This is a genomic window from Rhodococcus sp. 06-221-2 (assembly GCF_002258365.1).
Taxonomy (GTDB): Bacteria; Actinomycetota; Actinomycetes; order Mycobacteriales; family Mycobacteriaceae; genus Rhodococcoides; species Rhodococcoides fascians.
This window is the reverse complement of sequence record NZ_NOYJ01000004.1, coordinates 260,425-279,216: the sequence shown is the minus strand read 5'-3', so window position 1 is coordinate 279,216 and position 18,792 is coordinate 260,425. Positions and strand designations below refer to the sequence as shown.

At 64.3% G+C, this 18,792-nt stretch carries 19 protein-coding genes; 8 read left to right on the top strand and 11 right to left on the bottom strand.

Annotation, left to right across the window (positions count from 1 at the left end):
* Positions 1-70: 70 nt before the first annotated feature.
* Together CH281_RS02445 and CH281_RS02440 are read left to right on the top strand one after the other, a co-directional pair.
* Positions 71-1,144 carry an endonuclease/exonuclease/phosphatase family protein gene (locus CH281_RS02445; protein WP_094692758.1) on the top strand — a complete coding sequence of 358 codons (1,074 nt, stop codon included), beginning with the start codon at positions 71-73 and terminating at the stop codon, positions 1,142-1,144.
* 7 nt (positions 1,145-1,151) lie between these two features.
* The gene (locus CH281_RS02440; RefSeq protein WP_032386257.1) at positions 1,152-1,550 is read left to right on the top strand and encodes an ASCH domain-containing protein; all 399 of its coding nucleotides are present in this window, start codon (positions 1,152-1,154) and stop codon (positions 1,548-1,550) included.
* Positions 1,551-1,794: 244 nt separating this feature from the next.
* On the opposite strand, the gene CH281_RS02435 is transcribed toward CH281_RS02440, so the two are convergent.
* Positions 1,795-2,466, bottom strand: coding sequence for a class F sortase (locus CH281_RS02435; protein ID WP_256983318.1), 672 nt, complete (start codon positions 2,464-2,466; stop codon positions 1,795-1,797).
* A gap of 7 nt (positions 2,467-2,473) precedes the next feature.
* A complete protein-coding gene (locus CH281_RS27470) occupies positions 2,474-3,880 on the bottom strand; it encodes an ice-binding family protein (protein ID WP_094692756.1) in 1,407 nt (468 codons plus the stop codon).
* Positions 3,881-4,285: 405 nt separating this feature from the next.
* Here CH281_RS27470 and CH281_RS02425 point away from each other — a divergent pair, with 405 nt between their 5' ends.
* Positions 4,286-4,963 carry a TetR/AcrR family transcriptional regulator C-terminal domain-containing protein gene (locus CH281_RS02425; RefSeq protein ID WP_094692754.1) on the top strand — a complete coding sequence of 226 codons (678 nt, stop codon included), beginning with the start codon at positions 4,286-4,288 and terminating at the stop codon, positions 4,961-4,963.
* 7 nt (positions 4,964-4,970) lie between these two features.
* Here CH281_RS02425 and CH281_RS02420 read toward each other — a convergent pair whose 3' ends face one another.
* From CH281_RS02420 to CH281_RS02410, 3 genes are all read right to left on the bottom strand, one after another.
* Positions 4,971-5,696: an alpha/beta fold hydrolase gene (locus tag CH281_RS02420; RefSeq protein ID WP_081701660.1), complete on the bottom strand. Its 726-nt coding sequence runs from the start codon at positions 5,694-5,696 to the stop codon at positions 4,971-4,973.
* Between the two features lie 4 nt (positions 5,697-5,700).
* Entirely contained in the window at positions 5,701-7,413 is a 1,713-nt protein-coding gene (locus CH281_RS02415) for an MDR family MFS transporter (protein ID WP_052060710.1), read from the bottom strand.
* 92 nt (positions 7,414-7,505) lie between these two features.
* Positions 7,506-8,813, bottom strand: a complete 1,308-nt coding sequence (locus tag CH281_RS02410) for an MFS transporter (RefSeq protein ID WP_373453873.1) — start codon at positions 8,811-8,813, stop codon at positions 7,506-7,508.
* 73 nt (positions 8,814-8,886) lie between these two features.
* Between CH281_RS02410 and aroQ the strand changes: the two genes are divergently transcribed.
* From aroQ to CH281_RS02385, 5 genes are all read left to right on the top strand, one after another.
* On the top strand, positions 8,887-9,321 hold the full coding sequence (aroQ, locus tag CH281_RS02405) for a type II 3-dehydroquinate dehydratase (RefSeq protein WP_032365301.1): 435 nt from the start codon (positions 8,887-8,889) through the stop codon (positions 9,319-9,321).
* 79 nt (positions 9,322-9,400) lie between these two features.
* A complete protein-coding gene (locus CH281_RS02400) occupies positions 9,401-10,171 on the top strand; it encodes a DsbA family protein (RefSeq protein ID WP_027498181.1) in 771 nt (256 codons plus the stop codon).
* A gap of 20 nt (positions 10,172-10,191) precedes the next feature.
* A complete protein-coding gene (locus tag CH281_RS02395) occupies positions 10,192-10,776 on the top strand; it encodes a vitamin K epoxide reductase family protein (RefSeq protein ID WP_045840695.1) in 585 nt (194 codons plus the stop codon).
* Between the two features lie 134 nt (positions 10,777-10,910).
* Complete coding sequence (locus tag CH281_RS02390; RefSeq protein ID WP_094692752.1) at positions 10,911-12,434, top strand: C40 family peptidase; 1,524 nt, start codon at positions 10,911-10,913, stop codon at positions 12,432-12,434.
* 37 nt (positions 12,435-12,471) lie between these two features.
* Positions 12,472-13,263 carry an acyl-[acyl-carrier-protein] thioesterase gene (locus CH281_RS02385; protein WP_256983317.1) on the top strand — a complete coding sequence of 264 codons (792 nt, stop codon included), beginning with the start codon at positions 12,472-12,474 and terminating at the stop codon, positions 13,261-13,263.
* On the opposite strand, the gene CH281_RS02380 is transcribed toward CH281_RS02385, so the two are convergent.
* The 6 genes from CH281_RS02380 to CH281_RS02355 are packed head-to-tail and all read right to left on the bottom strand — an operon-like array spanning position 13,167 to position 18,725.
* Entirely contained in the window at positions 13,167-14,681 is a 1,515-nt protein-coding gene (locus CH281_RS02380; protein WP_256983316.1) for an AMP-binding protein, read from the bottom strand. The two genes, CH281_RS02385 and CH281_RS02380, sit on opposite strands and share 97 nt — an antisense overlap.
* Positions 14,605-15,237 carry an energy-coupling factor transporter transmembrane component T family protein gene (locus CH281_RS02375; RefSeq protein WP_094692748.1) on the bottom strand — a complete coding sequence of 211 codons (633 nt, stop codon included), beginning with the start codon at positions 15,235-15,237 and terminating at the stop codon, positions 14,605-14,607. Before CH281_RS02375 ends, CH281_RS02380 begins: the two co-directional genes overlap by 77 nt.
* A complete protein-coding gene (locus tag CH281_RS02370) occupies positions 15,234-15,914 on the bottom strand; it encodes an energy-coupling factor ABC transporter ATP-binding protein (protein ID WP_027498187.1) in 681 nt (226 codons plus the stop codon). The genes CH281_RS02375 and CH281_RS02370 overlap by 4 nt, the downstream gene beginning before the upstream one ends.
* Positions 15,911-17,032 carry a thiolase family protein gene (locus CH281_RS02365; RefSeq protein ID WP_094692746.1) on the bottom strand — a complete coding sequence of 374 codons (1,122 nt, stop codon included), beginning with the start codon at positions 17,030-17,032 and terminating at the stop codon, positions 15,911-15,913. The genes CH281_RS02370 and CH281_RS02365 overlap by 4 nt, the downstream gene beginning before the upstream one ends.
* The gene (locus CH281_RS02360; protein ID WP_179274084.1) at positions 17,029-18,177 is read right to left on the bottom strand and encodes an AMP-binding protein; all 1,149 of its coding nucleotides are present in this window, start codon (positions 18,175-18,177) and stop codon (positions 17,029-17,031) included. Before CH281_RS02360 ends, CH281_RS02365 begins: the two co-directional genes overlap by 4 nt.
* Positions 18,174-18,725 (bottom strand): biotin transporter BioY, encoded by a 552-nt coding sequence (locus CH281_RS02355; protein WP_239535631.1) that lies wholly within the window; start codon positions 18,723-18,725, stop codon positions 18,174-18,176. Before CH281_RS02355 ends, CH281_RS02360 begins: the two co-directional genes overlap by 4 nt.
* Positions 18,726-18,792 lie beyond the last annotated feature (67 nt).

Here is an 18,792-nt window from a genome sequence, read left to right as displayed (position 1 = left end):
GAAAAAAGCAAGCACGCTTGCTTGTTAATTCGTAACCTTACGTTCGCTTGCCGTCTCTACGGTCGGAAACGTGAAAACGTCGAGACTTGTGGCCGTCGCCGTTACCCTCGCCTTCATGACTGCCGGCTGCTCCACCACGGACCCGTCTACTGCAGACCCAACCCCCGACGAACCGTCGAGCATCCGGGTGGCGACGTTCAACGCCAGTCTCAATCGGTCCGCGGCCGGACAGTTGGTCACCGACCTGAGCGCGGAGAACGCCCAGGCTCGCGCAGTGGCCGACGTGATCTCCGCGAACTCTCCGGATGTGTTGCTGGTCAACGAGTTCGACTATTCGGGATCGGATGGCCCGACCCTCTTCAATGAGAACTACCTCGACGGGCAGTACCCGTTCTTCTTCACTGCTCGGGTGAACACCGGCGTCGACTCGGGACTCGACCTGGACGGGGACGGCGCACTCGGTGGCCCCGGTGACGCCTGGGGATTCGGACAGTTTCCCGGTCAGTACGGCATGGTGGTGTACTCGAAGTTCCCGATCGACACCGGTTCGGTACGCACGTTCCAGAACTTTCTGTGGAAGGACATGCCGAACTCGCTGTTACCGCGCGACTATTACGGAGAGAACGCGGACGCGCTTCGACTGTCCAGCAAGTCTCATTGGGACGTGCCCGTCGACGTGAACGGGAAGACGCTGCACGTGTTGGCCTCGCATCCCACTCCCCCATCCTTCGACGGACCCGAGGACCGTAACGGTAAGCGCAATCACGACGAGATCCGGTTGAGCGCCGATTACATTTCCGGTGCCGACTACCTCTACGACGACAACGGCGTGCGAGGCGGACTCGACGAGGGAGCGTCGTTCGTGATGATGGGCGACCAGAACAGCGATCCGGTCGACGGCGACTCCGTGGCCGGTGCCATCGCACAGGTTCTGGATCTTCCGCGGGTTCGAGATCCGGCACCCACGTCCGATGGACATGGAACGGACACAGCCGATTTCGCTGATCCGACGCCGGGTGACCTTCGGGTGGACTACGTGCTGCCGTCGGACGATCTGACCGTGCGCGACTCGCAGGTGTATTGGCCCGATCAGGCCGAGCACCCGTCGGACCACAGACTGGTGTGGGTAGACCTCGAAATATGATGCGTGAGTGACCGATCTGCCGATTGTCGAGTTCGCCTACCCGGGCCCACTACGGGACACGCTGGTTGCGGCCGTGCTGTCCGGCGCGAAGACCAGCACGGCAAGCCTGTTGGCTCAGTACACCGACGAGGAGCTGCCGAGGGTCGGTGAACGCGGTGCGGTGGTGAATTCGACGGGTGCCGTGGTCGGGGTCATCGAGACCACGGCTGTGGATGTCGTTGCGCTGAGCGATGTTCCGCTGCAGCATGCGCTCGACGAGGGTGAGGGTTACACCGATGTGGCGCAGTGGCGTGCCGGACACGAACGATTCTGGCAGTCCGTCGAAGTCCGCGAGGAGCTGGGCAATCCGAATTTCACGGTGAACGACGACACTCAGGTGGTGCTGGAGCGATTCGAGCTGGCATGAAGGTCTGCCTGTGCCGCTATCACCACAGCCTGAAGACCGCGGGCCTGTGGACTCCGGTCATCCTTGCTGATGGCGTCGAATTCTGGGTCTCCAATGCCGGCACCACTGCCGTCACCGTGCCTGCAACAACGCAGCTCGCAAATCGCGGGCACCTTCCGACCGTCTACCGCAGACCCCAAGGCGCGGAACGACAGGCAGATTTATCGACCTCGAACTCGAGCAGCCGGGCTAAGAAGGTAGAGCGTCAGACCCGATCCGCGTAGACGACGATGTTGTCCTCGTAACTGGCGACATCCGAATCGAATTGGCCACCGCATGTGATCAGACGCAACCCTGGGTGGTCGAGATCGCCGTACACCTTCTGGGTGGGGAAAGCATCCTTCGGATACTGCTCCACAGCGCTGACGACGAACCGGACCGTACTTCCATCCTCGGCAGTGACGGACACATCGTCTCCCTGCTCCAGTTCGCGGAGTCGGTAGAAGACACCCGGGCTACCGGCCCAATCCACGTGGCCGGCAACAATCGACGGTCCCAGCTGACCCGGGATCGGCGATCCGGTGTACCAGCCTGCGGGAAAACCGCCCGGCGGAACGTCCATTGCTCCATCGGGAAGTAACCCGAGGTCCATCACATCGGAATCGACACCGATCGCGTCGATCTCGATACGTTCGGGCGGAGATGCAACATCCTCGGCCGAACCACCGCTCTGGGCAGGGACCGAATTGGGTTGAGCGACAACTTCAGCCGATGTCGTTGCTGGGGTTCGAGTCGGAGCGGGTTCATCGGCCGGTGTCGCACACCCCGACACGAGGGCCACCGCCATCAGGCAGGCTGCTGCCGCAGCCCGCACTGCAACCCGGCGGCGGGTCACAGTGCGGGATGCTTCTGCAGCAGTATCGATCTCAGTGTTCACGTGTTACTCAGCGTCGACGACGGCTGAGCGCCAAGGCCGAAATCCCGCCTGCAGCAAGGACCGCGAGCACACTCAGCATCGATGTCATCGACGACGCACTCGGCCGCACGCTGGTGCTGCCATCGCCCGTTTCGACTCCACCGTTGGGAATCTGTGTGATCTGGCCACCGGGGTTGTATGTACCCGGCTGATCGGGAGTGCGCGGCTGATCCGGAGTGCGCGGCTGGTCCGGAGTGCGCGGCTGGTCCGGAGTGCGCGGCTGGTCCGGGGTGTTCGGCTGGTCCGGAGTCCGAGGCTGGTCCGGGGTGTTCGGCTGATCGGGAGTGCGCGGCTGGTCCGGAGTGTTCGGCTGATCCGGCGTGTTCGGGTTGTCCGGCACGTTCGGGATACCCGGAATCGGCGGAAGCGTGATGCCGGGGATCGGCGGCAGACCCGGGATCGGGGGTACTTCGATGACGATCGGCGGCGTTCCGCCACCATCACCCGGCGTACCGCCGCCGCCACCCGGGGCGGTCGTCGTTGTCGTAGGTGCCGGTGTCGTTGTCGTAGGCGCCGGCGGTGTGGTCGTCGTGACCGGAGGCGTCGTGGTCGTGACCGGAGGGTTCGTGGTCGTGACCGGCGGTTCGGTGATCCCACACTCTGCGTTGCTGATCGTGTTCGAGTCGAGGGTGACTGCGCCGGTCAAAGCCAAGAGTCGTCCCCGCACATCGGCATCCGTCGTCGCGGTGATCGACGCCTGCGCCATGACCGTGCCGACGAAATCGGTGCCGGTGCCGAGAGTGGCCGAGCTTCCCACCTGCCAGAACACGTTGCACGGGCTGGCCCCGTTGATCAGCGAGACACTGCTGTTCGACCCCGTGATGAGAGTGGATCCAGCTTGGAAGATGAAGACCGCAGCGGAATTGCCTTGCGCATCGAGCGTCAGAGGCAGAGATCCGGTCAGTCCGAGTGTGTCGCCCTTGTACAAACCGGCGTACCGAGTGGTGCCGCCCAGCTCGACCGGGACCAGTTCAGGACCCGATCTGTTGGCAGCGTCGGTATATGCAACCTGCAGAGCAGCTTTCGCATTCAGTGCTCGTTCGTTCTTGTCATCTATGACGCCGTTGGTCACTTGGCCCTGCAGCAGTCCGCTGACGCTCGAAGGGTTCCCGTCACCTGGGCTCACACCCACGGAGCCGTTGATCACAGATCCACCCGCGTCGGTCACGGTGGAGCCGGCAAGAATTGCGTACGGATCTGCGGCACCGAGACCGACGGTGGGGACGGCGACAGCAGGTGATTGAGCGTCGGCCGAAGAGGCGTTGACCAGCATGAGTGCGCTGGTGGCCAGTGCGACGGTACCGACGAGGGGAATCAACGCCGAGCCCTTGCGTCGGGATCTGGACTGCGCAGGACGATGTTGCGGAGAGTACATGGTGTGTACCGATCTGTTCGAGGGGATGCGTGCGAGGCTTGTTGCCGCACAACGCTTTAGGGATATCGATTCCCCCGACGAGATTCGATGATGTCTGCAGAAGTACCACGACGATCGACGATGGTCACTGGAACGATCCAGGGGCGCCGAGGTCTCGCGGTATCCGTACTTCGATGGCGTCGCCGGCTGGCTGTTCAACTGCGCGACATGAGTAGAGGGGGCGGAGGCTCGTGGCCCACTCCGCAACAGCGAGTTTCCCCGTATCTCTACGGTGTAGGCCTACAGCACACCATGTGTAGGGTCGAGGGTCAAGCGAATGACGTTGGTGAACAATAAAATTGTTTGTCGACCGAAAGCCGTCGGCTTACCGCTTGTCTGAATAACCGAAAATGGTGGAGCAATGTGATGACCCCCTCGGATCGCAGCAGCCACAACTCTCGGGACAGAATCGACCACGAATTCGTCGTGTCGGCCGCCCTTGGCATCATCGACGACACCGGACTCGACAGCCTGACCATCCGCAGCCTGGCCGTCTCGATCGATCGCGACCCCATGACCGTGTATCGGTACGTCGCCACCAAGGAAGCACTACTCGACGCCGTTGCCGATTCGATTCTCGGCGACCTCGTGTCGGTGGACGGATCGGACACCGACTGGCGACGTCAGCTGACGATCTTCGGTCGGCACTATCGCGAACTCGCCCTGGCACATCCGCGCGCGGCCGTTTTGCTGGCGACTCGGCCGCGAGCAACTCCGCTGGGCCTGGGCACCACCAGGTCCCTGATGTCACTCGAAAGCATATTGGGCCTGTTTGCCACCGCGGGATTCACTGTCCCCGAGTCACTCTCGGCCTACCGATTGCTGATGTCGTTGCTCCGCGGTCACGTGCTCAGTGAAACGCAGGAGACGACGGACAACCCGGACGAGACAGTCGACAGACTCAGCCTCGCGTTACGCAGACTCCCTATCGAGGACTTCCCGATCATGTCCGTCCTGCCGCCCCTCATCACCACATACGACGGTGCCCACGAACTCGATCGCGGATTGGACGCACTGTTCGACGGCCTGCGTCACAACCCGTGACCACAGATCAGGCTCGGCGAATGGGCGCGAACGTCTGCACTGCATCCCGGGTGAAGAAGTCCAGCAATATTGCATTGCACAACGCGGGCTTCTCGACCAACACGCCATGCGAGGTACCCGGGACTATTGCCAGCTCGGCGACCGGCACACTGCGGTAGAACTCGGCAGCATGCTCGATGCTCACCTCGTCGTCGTCACCGATCATCACCAGAGTGCGCACCGACAACGCGGCGAGATCGCTAGCAGTCAGTGCGGGATCTGCACTGTGCATATCGTCGAGTCGCCATACGAAATCGCTGCGGTCGGCATCGGCGAGACCGGACAACCCGCCGCCCCAACCGTCGCGATGAAAGACGCTCGCGACGCAGGCGAGACGATCCACCAGATCCGGGCGTTGCAGCGCCACCAGTAGCGCTACGACACCGCCGTCGCTGCACCCGGCCAACCGCGTCCGTCGCCCGACGACCTGCTCGATGAACGCAATGGTGTCGTCGACCATGTCCGAGAACGTCAACTCGGAGGAGAGACCAGGCCCGGAAACATCAGGGGTGCGGCCATGCCCTCGACGTTCGGGGGTGAACACCCGAAACGCCGAGGACAACCCGGCAACAGTGACATCCAGTGCTCGCGCATCAGCGCCCCCAGGATGGAGAAGGACCAGCGGTTCCCCGTCGCCCACCTCGGCGTACCAGGTGTCCACCGAGCCGAGCCGAACCCAGTTCTCCGAATTCACGCCATCAATGTAGACCCGTGCCCACGTCGTTCGCTCGCTCTTCGTCGCGCTCCTGCTGAGCTGCCGCCAGACCCGACATCGTGCGCAACGGCACCTCCTTGAGGAAGAGCACCAGGACGAATCCGAGGAGCATCAGGATCGACACGGCCAGGAACACGTAGTCCATCGCGTCGGAGAAGCCGATGCGGAACGGCTCGGCGAGCGCGGGATCGAGCTTCTGGATGAACGAACTGTCCTGCAAGGCACTACCGGCAACGGATGCATCACCCGAGGCGATGGCCTTCGCGAACCCGGACTCCAACGGATCGGCACTGGTGGCCGCGCTCTGCACGGCCTGCTGGAACGCGGGCGTCGAACCGGCGGCGACCAACGCATCGCCGGTCTTGGGCGTCAGCTGCGTGAACAACATCGAGAGGAACACCGCCACGCCGACCGTCGCACCGATCTGACGGAAGAACGTTGCCGCCGAGGTGGAGACGCCCATGTCCTTGGGCGGCATCGCATTCTGGATGGCCAACGTGAGCGGCTGCATCATCGAACCGAGACCGAGACCGAACACACCCATCACGACCATCGTCTGCCACAACGGAGTGTCGGCGTGCACGTAGTGGAACGTGAACATGGCGATCGCCATCAGCGCAGTGCCGACGATCGGAAAGATCTTGTACCGCCCCGTCTTCGAGATGATCGAACCCGACACGATGGACGCGATCATCAAAGCGCCGACGAGCGGCAAGGTCTGATAACCGGCGAGAGTCGGCGAGGAACCCTTGACCACCTGCAGGTACTGCGGCAGCAACGAGATGCCGCCGAACATGGCTGCGCCTGCGATGACACTGACGGCAATACACAACGAGAACAACGGGTTTCGGAAGAACCGCATGGGGATCAAGGCGTCGTCGCCCATCTTGGTCTCGGCGAGAACGAACGCGATGACGCCCACGATGCCGATCCCGAAGCACAGCAGTGCCCGCGGCGAACTCCATCCCCAGACGCGGCCCTGCTCGGCGATGATCAGCAGCGGCACGAGCCCGACGCTGAGAAGCACTGCGCCCCACCAGTCGACGCGGGCCTCGCGGCGGTAGACCGGCAGGTTCAGCACCCGCCAGACGACGACGAGCGCGATGATGCCGAGCGGAACGTTGATGTAGAAGACCCAGCGCCAGCCGGTGATGCCGAGAATGGACGACTGCCCGGCCAGCAGACCGCCGATGACCGGCCCGAGCACACTGGACGTACCGAACACCGCCAGGAAGTAACCCTGATACTTGGCCCTCTCCCGCGGGGGCACGATGTCGCCGATGATCGCCAACGCCATCGACATCAGGCCACCTGCACCCAAACCCTGCACGGCCCGGAAAGCTGCGAGCTCGTACATCGATGTCGCGATGCCGCACAGCATGGACCCGACGACGAAGATCGAGATGGCCGTCATGAAGAACGGCTTGCGCCCGTAGAGATCGGAGAGCTTGCCGTACAGCGGGGTCGAGACAGTGGACGTGATCAGATATGCCGTTGTCACCCAGGCGAGAACGGAGAACCCGTTCAGGTCGTCGGCGATAGTACGTACCGACGTGGACACGATGGTCTGATCGAGAGCCGCCAGGAACATACCCATCATCAGGCCCGACAGAATGGTCATGATCTCGCGGTGCGAGTACTCGCCACTCACCGCACTCGCTTCACGCTCGGCGGTCGCTTCAGGCTCGCTTACCATCTCTTTGTTTCACCTTTACGTAACGTTTGCTTGTGTCCTACAACGATATTCGGACCACCAGCATGCTCGTAGAAAGCCGACTAAGCAAAGGTTTATTTGCGGCGCATCCGGTCTCGGACCTCGCGCATCGTGTGCGGGTGGATGCCGTCGGCCGCGAGCACCTTGCGCGTCTTGCGCCGCGTCGCCAGCACCCCGATGATCGCGATGATCCACACGGGAAACTGCACCAGCATCGCGACCCGGAAACTGTCGAAGTCGTAACCGCCCATGGCGTCGAGAATCCACCCGATCGCCGCGATGACCAACAGCGATGCCAGGAAGCCGCCGATGTTGACCATCCCCTGAGCCGTCCCCAGATTGGCACTCGGATTGAACGTGCGGGCGAGGTCGAATCCGATCACCGACCCGGGCCCACCCACGGAAATCACCACGACGAGCAGAACGAGCAGCCACAGCGGCGCAGGTCCGGGCAGCGACAGCACGATGGCCCACATCGTGGCGTTGCTGACCATGATCGCCAGCACCAGCCAGGACCGACGCATCGGGTAGCGCCCGGTGAGCAAACCGAGCACGATGCCCGACGCCACCGCCGACAGCACCGACAACGTCAGCAGCGCTCCGGCCGTCGACGCCGACAATCCCTGAGCGGTGGTCATGTACGGCACACCCCACAACAGGGCAAACGTGGTGATCGAGAACTGGGTCCCCATGTGCGAGAAGAATCCGAGCCGGGTTCCCGGTCGTCGCCACACCTCGCCGATGGAGTCCAGCGTCTGCCGCAACGACGTCGGCTCCGGTTCCGGAGCAGTGTTGTCGTCGGGACGATCTCGAATCAGAGCGAGCGAGAGGACGAGTGCGAGCAAACCCAGTGCCGCCGCGCTACCGAAAGCGAACGTCCACCCCGGCCCGTTCAACAGAATCAGAAACGGCACGGCCGAGAGCACCTGCCCGAGCTGACCCAGCAGCCCGGTCAACTGGGACACGATCGGCACCCGCCGCGGCGAGAACCAACGCGGCACCAGACGCAGGACCGAGATGAACGTCAGCGCGTCGCCGATGCCCACGAATGCACGTGCCGCCACCGCGACCAGCAGCGATTCGGTGAGCGCCAACGTGATCTGCGCCGACGCCATGATCAGCGCACCGGCGGCGATCATCTTGCGCGAACCGATCCGATCCAGCAGCACTCCGGCCGGAATCTGCATCGCCGCGTACACGACCACCTGCAGCACCACGAACGAGGACAACAGAGACGGGGAGATCGAGAACCGGTCCGCGGCGCTCAGCCCGGCGACCCCGAAGGCCGTCCGATGCAGCACCCCGATGACATACGCGAAGACGCCGATGCCCCACACCACCCATACGGTTCTCCCCGTACTCACCGTCTTCCCAATGCTCACGGGGCAATTGTGTCAACCACGCTGTGGAATGATCGGACCCGGTAGTTCGTAGAGCAGGAAAGCGAGTGACGTCATGGCCAAGCAAGTGCTGGTGCTCAACGGTCCGAACCTGAACATGCTCGGCACCCGCCAGCCCGAGGTGTACGGCCGTGCCACCCTCGCCGACGTCGTCGCCCTGTGCGAGAAGACCGCCGCCACACACGGACTCGACGTGAAAGCAGAGCAGTCCAACCACGAGGGACAGTTGATCGACTGGATCCACGAGGCACGCGGGGTGGCGTCGGGCATCGTCATCAACCCCGGCGGACTGACCCACACGTCGGTGGCACTGCGTGACGCACTCGTCATCCCCGAGGTCCCGATCATCGAGGTGCACATCTCCAACGTGCACGCCCGCGAGGAGTTCCGGCACCACTCCTACGTCTCGCCGATCGCCAGCGGAGTCATCGCCGGACTCGGCATCGACGGATACCGATTCGCAATCGAACGACTCGCTGCTCTTATTTGATACTGCTCTTATCTGATACTGCACTTATTCGACACTGCTCTCATCTGACACTCAGGTTGTCCTGCATAAACTGGTCGCCGTGAACACCAGCAACAAGGCATCGAGAGACGGCAGAGCGTCCAAGGACATCCGGGCAATGCAGAACGGCGACAAGAATCGTCGAACGCTGATCCAGATCGTCGTCGCGGTCGTTCTCATCGCACTCGTTGCAGCCATTGCTCTGTTCATCGTCAACAAGGATTCGACGTCGGGTGAGGCATCTCCCGACGCCAGTTCCACATCGGGCCCGCAGCTGACGCCCACGTCGCTCACCGCGAACGGTGCCATTCGTTTCGGCAACCCCGATGCCACCACTGTCGTCAGCGTCGTCGAGGACTTCCAGTGCCCGGCCTGCAAGGCATTCGAGTCGGTCAGCGGATCGACTCTGCAGCAGCTGGCCGACGCAGGCAACGTCGCCGTCGATTACCGTCCCATCTCCATTCTCGATCGCTTCTCGAACGGCACGATGTATTCCACTCGTGCTGCGAGCGCGTCGATCTGCGTCGCCGAGAACGATCGGGACAGTTGGATGAACTGGCACAACTCGATGTTCGCCGAGCAGCCCGCCGAGAACGGCAACGGTCTGCCCGACGACAAGCTCGTCGAGATCGCCGCCGCAGCCGGTGCCGACTCCCCCGCCACCGCGTCGTGCATCACCGACGGCAGTTACACGGACTGGGTCACCACCCAGACGCAGACCGTCATCGGCGAGGGCATCAACGGAACGCCGAGCGTCCGTGTCAACGGCACCGACGTCGCCACCCCGACACCCGAGAACATCCTCGCTGCCGCCGCGGCAGCCGGAAACTGAGCAGCAACCGGTAACCGACCATGAGAACTCGCGCCGGCGCTGCAGTCTTCACACTCTTCAGCGCACTGGGGCTCCTCGCCGCACTGACCCTGACGATCGAACGATTCAAGCTCCTCGAAGACGCGTCCTATGTTCCGTCGTGCAGCCTGAATCCGGTGCTCTCGTGCGGGTCGGTGATGGTCACGAAGCAAGCCGCGCTGTTCGGATTCCCCAATCCGATCCTCGGAATCGTGGCGTTCTCCGTCGCCCTCGTCGCCGGTGTGCTGTGGCTCGGCCGCGTCGAGCTCCCGCACTGGTTCTGGCTCGGACTCAGTGCCGGTCTGCTGCTCGGCGAGGTATTCGTGCATTGGCTGATCTTCGAGAGTCTCTACGAGATCGGTGCCCTGTGCCCGTACTGCATGGTGGTGTGGGCGGTGACGATGCCACTGTTCGTACTGGCGCTGAGCCGGCTGATCAGTACCGGCTCCAGTAATCCGGACGAACGCCCGGGCACAGTCGGCCGTCTTTTCCTCGAATGGCGGTGGACGCTGCTCGCCGTGTGGTACGCAATCGTCGTCGCGCTCATCGGAATCCGGTTCTCGGACTACTGGGCCTCGTTGCTCTGAGTTTCGCTGCTCTGACAGTTTCGCAAAACTCATGAGTCGATCGGCTGCACCGTGCATGATGGTTGCAGCACCCGGGTGAGTCTGATCACAGCTCCTGGCTCGGGGAAGAACGATCGAGTAACAGGAGTCGAAGCATGGCAGGCGATCCCTTCGCAGTCATCGTTGCCGTCATCGTGTCTGCCGCAGGCGCAGTCGCCGGAACGGACGCCCCAGCTCCACTGCAGAATCAGGCGGTGAAGGATCAGGCAGCCGCGGTCGCTGCCGCTGCCGAGGACCAGGGCAAAACGATGTCCGACCAATGGGCAGACCTGATGGGCACCATGCCCGAACCCGCCGCCGACGTCGCAGACCGGACCCTGAACGACGCTGCCGAGGGACTGCACACCGCCGTCGAACCGATGCTGCCGGACATGCCCACGGTTGCCGAGATCGAGACGCCGGACGCTGCCGCAGCTGCAGGCGCTGCCGACACTGCTGCGCCCGGGGCGGTGTCCCCAGCTGCAGGGGCAGCCGTCACACAGGCTGCGATCACTGCCGGCGCCCCGCTACCCTTCAGTGTTTTTTCGTCGAACAGTGTCTTCTCGTCGAATGCGGCATCCAGCGCCGTCGCCGGGCTCGCCACCGGTGCCCTGCAGTTCGCCGGCCGGACGTATACCGCCGCCGACATCGCGACCCAGACGGCGTTCATGGCATCGGCCGAAGCCATTCGGCGAGCACTGTTCCCCGGTCTACCCATCACGTTCACCGGCATCAATGTCGGTCCTATCGGTTTGGGTGCAGTGGGAGCGATCACCGCGTTCGTTCCGTGGTTGCAGAAGGCGGGCAACATCTGCGGCGGCGTCAAGGCCACAACGATCGCCGCGCTCTATGCCGCAGAGAACGGATTTCGATACGGTCCGACAGCTCCGGTATCGAGCACCGGTGCACAGGGACCCGGCCAGTTCATGCCGGGAACCTGGGCAACCTACGGCAAGGACTACGACGGCAACGGCGTGGTCGACGTCAACAGCATCGGCGACTCGGTCATGGCGTCGGGAACGATGCTGTGCGACATCTACGGACAGGTCGACGGCTGGAAGCGCGACGGCAAGGTCTCGGGCGACACGACGGACCTGACCCTCGCCGGATACAACGCCGGAGCGGGTGCAGTGTTGCGCTCGGGCGGAATGCCCTCGGGGTCAGTTGATTACGAGACTCAGACCAAGCCCTACGTAGCGCGCATCCGGGCCACCGAGGCCCAGTTCGCGGCCATCCTCACTCCGTTCGCCGGGCTCGACCTCACCGGAATGGGCGGGCGGGCAGTGCAATTGGCGATGGATTACCTAGGCCTGCCGTACGTGTGGGGCGGCGGAAACATCAACGGACCGTCCGGCGGCGGATTCGACTGCTCGGGCCTGACGTCCTACGCACTGTTCAAGGCCTCGGGCGGAAAGGTCACCCTGCCGCGTACGTCGGAGACGCAGTGGAACGTGGGTACCGAGGTGCCGATGGCCCTCGCCCAGCCCGGCGATCTACTGTTCGGCAACTGGGGCGCGGCGGGCCCGGGACACGTGGCGATCTACATGGGCAACGGGCAGATGGTGCATGCGCCCACCACCGGTGACGTGGTGCGGGTGGCACCGGTGTTCGACGGGATGCGAGCCCGCCACATCCTCTGACGGGTATCACGTGGGTCCACCCGCGTACAGTGCGGACGTGACCAATGCACGCGTGGAACCGGCCGGCTTCGACGACGAACTGGCACCCGAGCCGCCGCCCGGTGAAGGCTTCGAGACGAGCTGGCCGGTACGTACCGGCGACATCGACCCCAACAACCGACTGCGGTTCGACGGTGTCGCGCGCTACCTCCAGGACATCGGCACCGACAATCTCGACGCCACCCCTCTGGGTAAGACCGACCCGATGTGGATCGTGCGACGCACCGTCATCGACGTGTTCGAGCCCATCCACTTTCCCGACCGCGTGCACCTGCGGCGCTGGTGTTCCTCGATGTCGACGCGGTGGTCCAACATGCGGGTGGCGGTGACGACCCCGAAGGGCGGTCGCATCGAGACCGAGGGCTTCTGGATCAACATCAGCAAGGACACCGGCATGCCGACGCGCATCAGCGACGGGGCATTGGAGATGCTGTCCAAGACCACCGATCAGCACCGCTTGCGCTGGAAGGCGTGGCTGACCGAACCGGTACCGTCGCAATCCCAGAACGATATCGAATTCCCCTTGCGCGCAACCGATATCGACCCCTTCAATCACCTCAACAACGCGGCGTACTGGCACGCGGTCGAAGAACTGCTGGTGGACTTGCCGCACCTGGCCGCAGCGCCCCACCGCGCCGTCATCGAATACCTCACGCCCGTACTGGCGAACGAACGCGTGACGCTGCGTCACCGCTACGAGGGCGGAGCGCTGACCGTCTGGTTCGTCGTCACCGGAGCCTCGGGCGAACCGACGGTCCGGACCGTCGCCAAGGTTGCACCCAGGGCCTGACGATCGAGCTTGCCGCGCGGGGTGCGCGGCAAACCGTCGACGATCGCGATGACGACGGGAAGACTCGGGTCGGGTAGCAACGAACGCAGGTGCCGCCGTATCTGCGCCACCGTCGGTGAATCATTCTGTGCTACAACCACTCCGGCGACCGGTATCTCTCCTGCTCGGTCATCGGGCAGGCCCAGAACTCCGGCATCGAGAACACCGGGGACCGACAACAGCGCCGCCTCGATCGGGGGCAACTCGACCGTGAGGCCGGCTCGAACGATCGTCTCGCTGCCGCGGCCGAGCAAGGTCAACCGGCCCTGGTCGACGCTGCCGCGATCACCGACCGTCATCCACCCGTCGACCGGTCCGTCCGTCAGGGTGGTGTGCTCACCCACCCGACTCAGATAGCCGTCGAACAGCATGTCGCTGCGCACGTGCAGCAGTTCTCCCCTGGTCTCCACCTCGACGCCGTCGAACAGCGCTCCCTCGATCCCCGCCCCCTCGAACGTTCGACGGTCGTAGGAGACGAAGCTCAATTCCGACGCGCCGTAGAAGTGGGTCATGGTCGCGTTCGGTAGCACCGTGGCAAGTGCCGCCCGACCCGACTGCGGCCATCGCGCCGCAGACGACAGCACCTCGCGGACGCTGGGGTACTGCACGTGCGACCGCGCGATGTCCCAGGCGATAGTCGGTACCGAATATAGATGTGTCGGAGCATTTTCGAGAGCGGCCGCCGCCGTGCGCAGGTCCACCGTCGCGCCGCGAGTAAGCCCGTGCAACGCACCGTAGAGAAAGTGCGTGTGATCGAGAGTTCCCGATGCAGACACTCTGTCGCCCGGACCGAGATCGAACAGAGAATCGGAACGGTCGAGCGTGGCCGCCCAGGACGCCTGATCACGAACGAACAATTTCGGTGGGCCGGTGGTTCCGGAGGTGATGCCCACGAGCAGTTCGGCGCTGCGTGCCGGCGGATCGACGCGCGCAACACGGTCGCCGGCGAGCTGCTCGGGTACCAGCACCGCGTCGGCACCCCACCTGTGCAATCGTGCGTGCTGACGCGGATGCGCCACGATGAGCGACGGTGCAGTGACCGACATCGCGTCGACGAATTCGCCGGGTAGCAGATGCCGATGCAGCAGAACGACACTCACGCCGGCATGCATCGCGGCCGCGACGACGATCAGCGACTCGATGTCCGACGTCGGCAACACCGCGATGCGACGCATCCCGGCCATCGACCCGGCCGCACGTTCCACCCGACGCCACAGATCCCGGTACGTGATCCGACCGGTCGCGTCGACGATCGCGATGTCTGCCCGATCGCGGTGCTGCGCTATCCGCGCGGTGAGAAGATCACTCGTCATCTGCACCGTCATCATCCACACCGTCGTCGTCCACACCGCGCGCCACCAGAGCGTCGCCCATCGCATCGGCAGTACGGAGCGCGCGCACCAACACCGGTGTGGCCAGGGCCGTCATCGACCACTGCAGGCCGCGGGCCTTTCGGGCCTGCGACACTTCCTGCACGATCGACGCCAACAACGGTATGCAGCGAATGGCAAGGGCCAGAAGCAAACCGATTCGATCCGGGTCGACGCCGAAGCGGCGGACGGGACCGAGGGCTCGGGTGACGGTATCGAGCATGTCGGTGACCCGGGTGGTCAGCGTGACCAACGCGGCCAACGCGACGGAGACGATCAGCACTCCGCAGACCACCACTGCGCGTTGCCAGGTGGTGATGATCACCTGGAACACGCCAATGATCAGCAGCATCCACAGCACCGGACGTAGTTGCGCCAGAGCTACTTTCGCAGGGATGCGGGCGACCGCGAACAGTACTGCGACCATCACGGCAACCACGCCGACCTCGAGCGGTGTGCGTGCGAAAATCACCGTCGCCAAAATGGCAACGATCAGCGCCAGCAGTTTCGATCCCGGACTCATCCGATGCAGCAACGAACCACCGGGGCGGTAGAGACCGATCATCCGATCAACTCGCGGTAGGCCGGTACTGCGGCAGCCGGGGTGCCGTCGAACGCGATGCGGCCGTCGTCGATGACGATGACGCGCTCGAAGCCGTCCAGCAACGCCAGCTGATGAGTCACGACGATGACCTGCTGGTCCATCGAATTCAAGGCGTCTGCGACGACGCGGCCGTTACGCAGATCGAGCAACGTCGTCGGCTCGTCCGCGACGATCACCTCCGGCCGCCGGATGAGGACGGCCCCGATGGCCAGCAACTGCTTCTGTCCACCGGACAGCAGGTGAGCAGGGTGGTCGCGGTGCCGATCGAGTCGAAACCGGACGAGCATCTCGTCGACACGCTCGGCCACCTCGGTCTTGCTGAGCCCGGACCTCCGTAGCGAGAACGCGAGATCCTCAGCGACGGTGGGCATGACGATCTGAGAGTCGGGATCGGTGAAGACGAAGCCGACCTTCTTGCGGACCTGCGCGCCCTTCTTGGCCGCGTCGATTCCGTCGACCGTGACCCGGCCGGTATCGGGCTTGATCAACCCGTTGATCATGCGGGCCAGCGTGGATTTTCCCGATCCATTGGACCCGATGATGCCGATACGGCGTTCGTCGAATTCGAGATCGATGCCGCGCAACACTTGCCGCTCGCCGAAGGCGTGAGAGATGTTCTCGAAGGCGACCGTACTCATGACACTCTCTCCACCAGCATTGCTATTCCCTGCCCGCCGCCGATAGCGCAGGCCGCCAACCCCAGCGCGGGGCCTCCGGGCTGCAGCATACGAGAGAGCAACCGCACCAACAATATTGCGCCCGACGCTCCCCACGGATGCCCCATTGCGATGGCACCACCGTCCGGGCAGATGCGGTCCTCGTCGATGCCGAGCTCGTCTGCGACGGCAAGCACGACCGACGCGAAGGCCTCGGTGATCTCGACTGTTTCGATGTCACTCAGCGCCACCCCGGTGCGGGCGAGCAGTTTGGCGATCGCGGGTACCGGTCCCAGCCCGGGAAGGGCAGGATCGGACCCGACAACAGCGCTGCCGAGAATGCGCAGCGCCGGCATGCCCGCGGCGCGGTCGAGGGTGGTGACCGCCAGAACGGCTGCGCCGTCGGAGATTCCACACGAGTTGCCGGCGGTCACGGTCCCGTCCGTGCTGAACGTGGGGCGCAGCCTGCCCAGGCGCTGCGTCGTCATGTTGGGCCGAATGCGCTCGTCGGTAGCCATGTTGTTCACAGCCACGATTTCCGCGGAGAAGTCGTACGCTGCCGCTCGGGCGAAAGACCGTGCGGCATAGGCATCCTGGCGTTCGCGACCGATCCCACGACGCCGCGCGAGATTATCCGCCGCAACACCCATGTCCGGGTCGTCGAAACCGTCGGGCGCGAACGGCGCTCGGGTGTAGCGGACCGGCTCCGCGTCGCCGACGGGCGGCCAGAACCGCCACGGGCTGGTACTCGCAGATTCGACTCCCCCGGCCAGAATCATTGTCTCCTCGCAGCTCCGGATGCGCGACGCGGCCTGGGCCAACGCGTCCAACCCGGATCCACACTGGCGATCGACGGTGACCCCGGGGACGGCGAACCCGAGCCCGGCACCCAACGCCGCCACTCGGGCGACGTCACCGCCCGGGCCGAGGCAGTTGCCGAGAATCACGTCGTCGATCGGAACACCGAGCGGATCGATCTCTGCAGCAACAGCTTTCAAAACCGGTACCGCCAAGTGAGGTGCCGTGACATCGGCGAACCCGTGCCCTGCAATGCCGATCGCGGTCCGTTTACCCGCGACAACAACGGGTGTGGGCGTCATGCCAGTGCCCCTCTAGCTAGCAGTGCCCCGCGTGCGATTTTTCCGCTGGCGGTGCGGGGCAACTGCTGTACCACCGTCCACCGCCTCGGTAGTGCCTCTTTGGTCATGATCGCTCGGGCATCGGCGCGCACCACGTCCAGATCGCGTGAACCGTCGAGTTCGATGACGGCAGAGACTGTTTCGCCTAGAACGGAGTGCGGAGTGCCGATCGCCGCGGCGGCGAGGACGCCGTCGATCGAGACCAGAATTCGCTCGACGTCCTCGGCGATCACGGTGGTGCCGCCGACGTTGATCGCCGCATCTCCGCGCCCGTGGACGGCGAGTTCCCGGCCACGCACGTCGGCCAGGTCGCCGACGGCGAACCAATCACGTGCACTCGAGGCGGCGTAGGGGGACCGCACGAACAGGTATCCGTCGTCGGTGCGTACCTCGACGTCGCGAAGCAGTACCAATGACGGCTGCTCACCCACCACCCTCGCTGCGATCAAGGACAACTCGGCGGCCCCATAATATTCGACCAGTCTCACGCTGTCCGGAACAGACCGAGCTGCAACGGAGTCCAGCATCGTTCCAGCAACGACCGCAATCCGAAGGTGCGGCATCCGCGGAGCGACGTCCCGCAACACAGCGGGGACCGCATGTACCACCGTGGCCTGCGCCTGATCGTCGGTGACACAGGCACCGAGCCACAGCGCATGCAAGGCCGCGAACAGATGCATCGTGGCGTGCAGGGGTCCGGTGATCGCTACCGAATCGGTGGGACGGATGCCGGTGATGTCGGTGAACTCGGCGAAGCTGTCGACCCACGACGCCGCGGTTCGCGCGAGCGGCTTGGGCCTGCCGGTGGAACCGGAGGTCGCAACAAGCAGGAAGGCGTCGGGATCGGGGTCGCCGCTGCGTTCGGGCCTGGCGGCCGGGTCCTCGACTCGCACCGCGCACCCCTGCCGAGCCGCCGCGACAACACAGACCGACGCGTCCGGCAGATCCAGTGCTGACGCGTCGTGTGATTGGGCGTCGTGAGATTGGGCGTGTGCCGGGAGGTGAGGCCACTGCTCGACGGCGGCGTCGAGTTCGGCGTAGGTGAGACTGCGACCGCGCCAGACGATGGCGGTGTCCTGGTCTCGACCTCCCAGCGAAAAAGTCACCTCTTGATCAGTCCCGGGTAAGCGCGGTGCACGCTCTTGGCGACGACCGTGGCGACGACGACCTTCGCGATGTCGCCGGGCAGGAACGGTCCGTTGGTGGTGATCGCGGCCCAGAGCCCGACGTCGGTGCGGAGCAGCAATCCGATGGTGCCGAAGATGTAGATGACGAGGATTCCGCCGACGGCGTTGATCAGCAGTCCGAGCACGATCGAGTACTTCGGCAGGATGCGGGCGGTGAGCCAACCGATGATCAGCGCTGCGGGAATCCAGCCGATCAGGTATCCGACGGTGGGGCCGGCCATCGCCGCGAGGCCGGTGCGTCCGCCCGCCAACAGCGGCAGGCCGATCATTGTCAGGGCGAGGAACACGAGTACTGCGGCCGTGCCCTTGCGTGGTCCCAGAACTGCGCCGGCCAGGATGATGCCGAGGGTCTGCAGGGTGATCGGGACTCCGGAGAAGCCCACCGTGATTGATCCCGGTAGTCCGAGCGCGGCAATGAGCGCCGCGAACACCGCGATCTGCGCCATGTCGCGGGCGGAGACGTTCATTCGACCGACCTTACGGCTCGGCGGGCGAGTACTGCTGTCGATACCTGACACGGTGGCTCCTCGAGGA

Excerpts from the sequence above, each read along its gene's own strand:
- CH281_RS27470 (WP_094692756.1), bottom strand. The coding sequence starts at position 3,880 with ATGTACTCTCCGCAACATCGTCCTGCGCAGTCCAGATCCCGACGCAAG.
- CH281_RS02425 (WP_094692754.1), top strand. The coding sequence starts at position 4,286 with ATGACCCCCTCGGATCGCAGCAGCCACAACTCTCGGGACAGAATCGAC.
- CH281_RS02415 (WP_052060710.1), bottom strand. The coding sequence starts at position 7,413 with ATGGTAAGCGAGCCTGAAGCGACCGCCGAGCGTGAAGCGAGTGCGGTG.
- aroQ (WP_032365301.1), top strand. The coding sequence starts at position 8,887 with ATGGCCAAGCAAGTGCTGGTGCTCAACGGTCCGAACCTGAACATGCTC.
- CH281_RS02395 (WP_045840695.1), top strand. The coding sequence starts at position 10,192 with ATGAGAACTCGCGCCGGCGCTGCAGTCTTCACACTCTTCAGCGCACTG.
- CH281_RS02390 (WP_094692752.1), top strand. The coding sequence starts at position 10,911 with ATGGCAGGCGATCCCTTCGCAGTCATCGTTGCCGTCATCGTGTCTGCC.
- CH281_RS02380 (WP_256983316.1), bottom strand. The coding sequence starts at position 14,681 with ATGCGATGGGCGACGCTCTGGTGGCGCGCGGTGTGGACGACGACGGTG.
- CH281_RS02375 (WP_094692748.1), bottom strand. The coding sequence starts at position 15,237 with ATGATCGGTCTCTACCGCCCCGGTGGTTCGTTGCTGCATCGGATGAGT.
- CH281_RS02370 (WP_027498187.1), bottom strand. The coding sequence starts at position 15,914 with ATGAGTACGGTCGCCTTCGAGAACATCTCTCACGCCTTCGGCGAGCGG.
- CH281_RS02365 (WP_094692746.1), bottom strand. The coding sequence starts at position 17,032 with ATGACGCCCACACCCGTTGTTGTCGCGGGTAAACGGACCGCGATCGGC.
- CH281_RS02355 (WP_239535631.1), bottom strand. The coding sequence starts at position 18,725 with ATGAACGTCTCCGCCCGCGACATGGCGCAGATCGCGGTGTTCGCGGCG.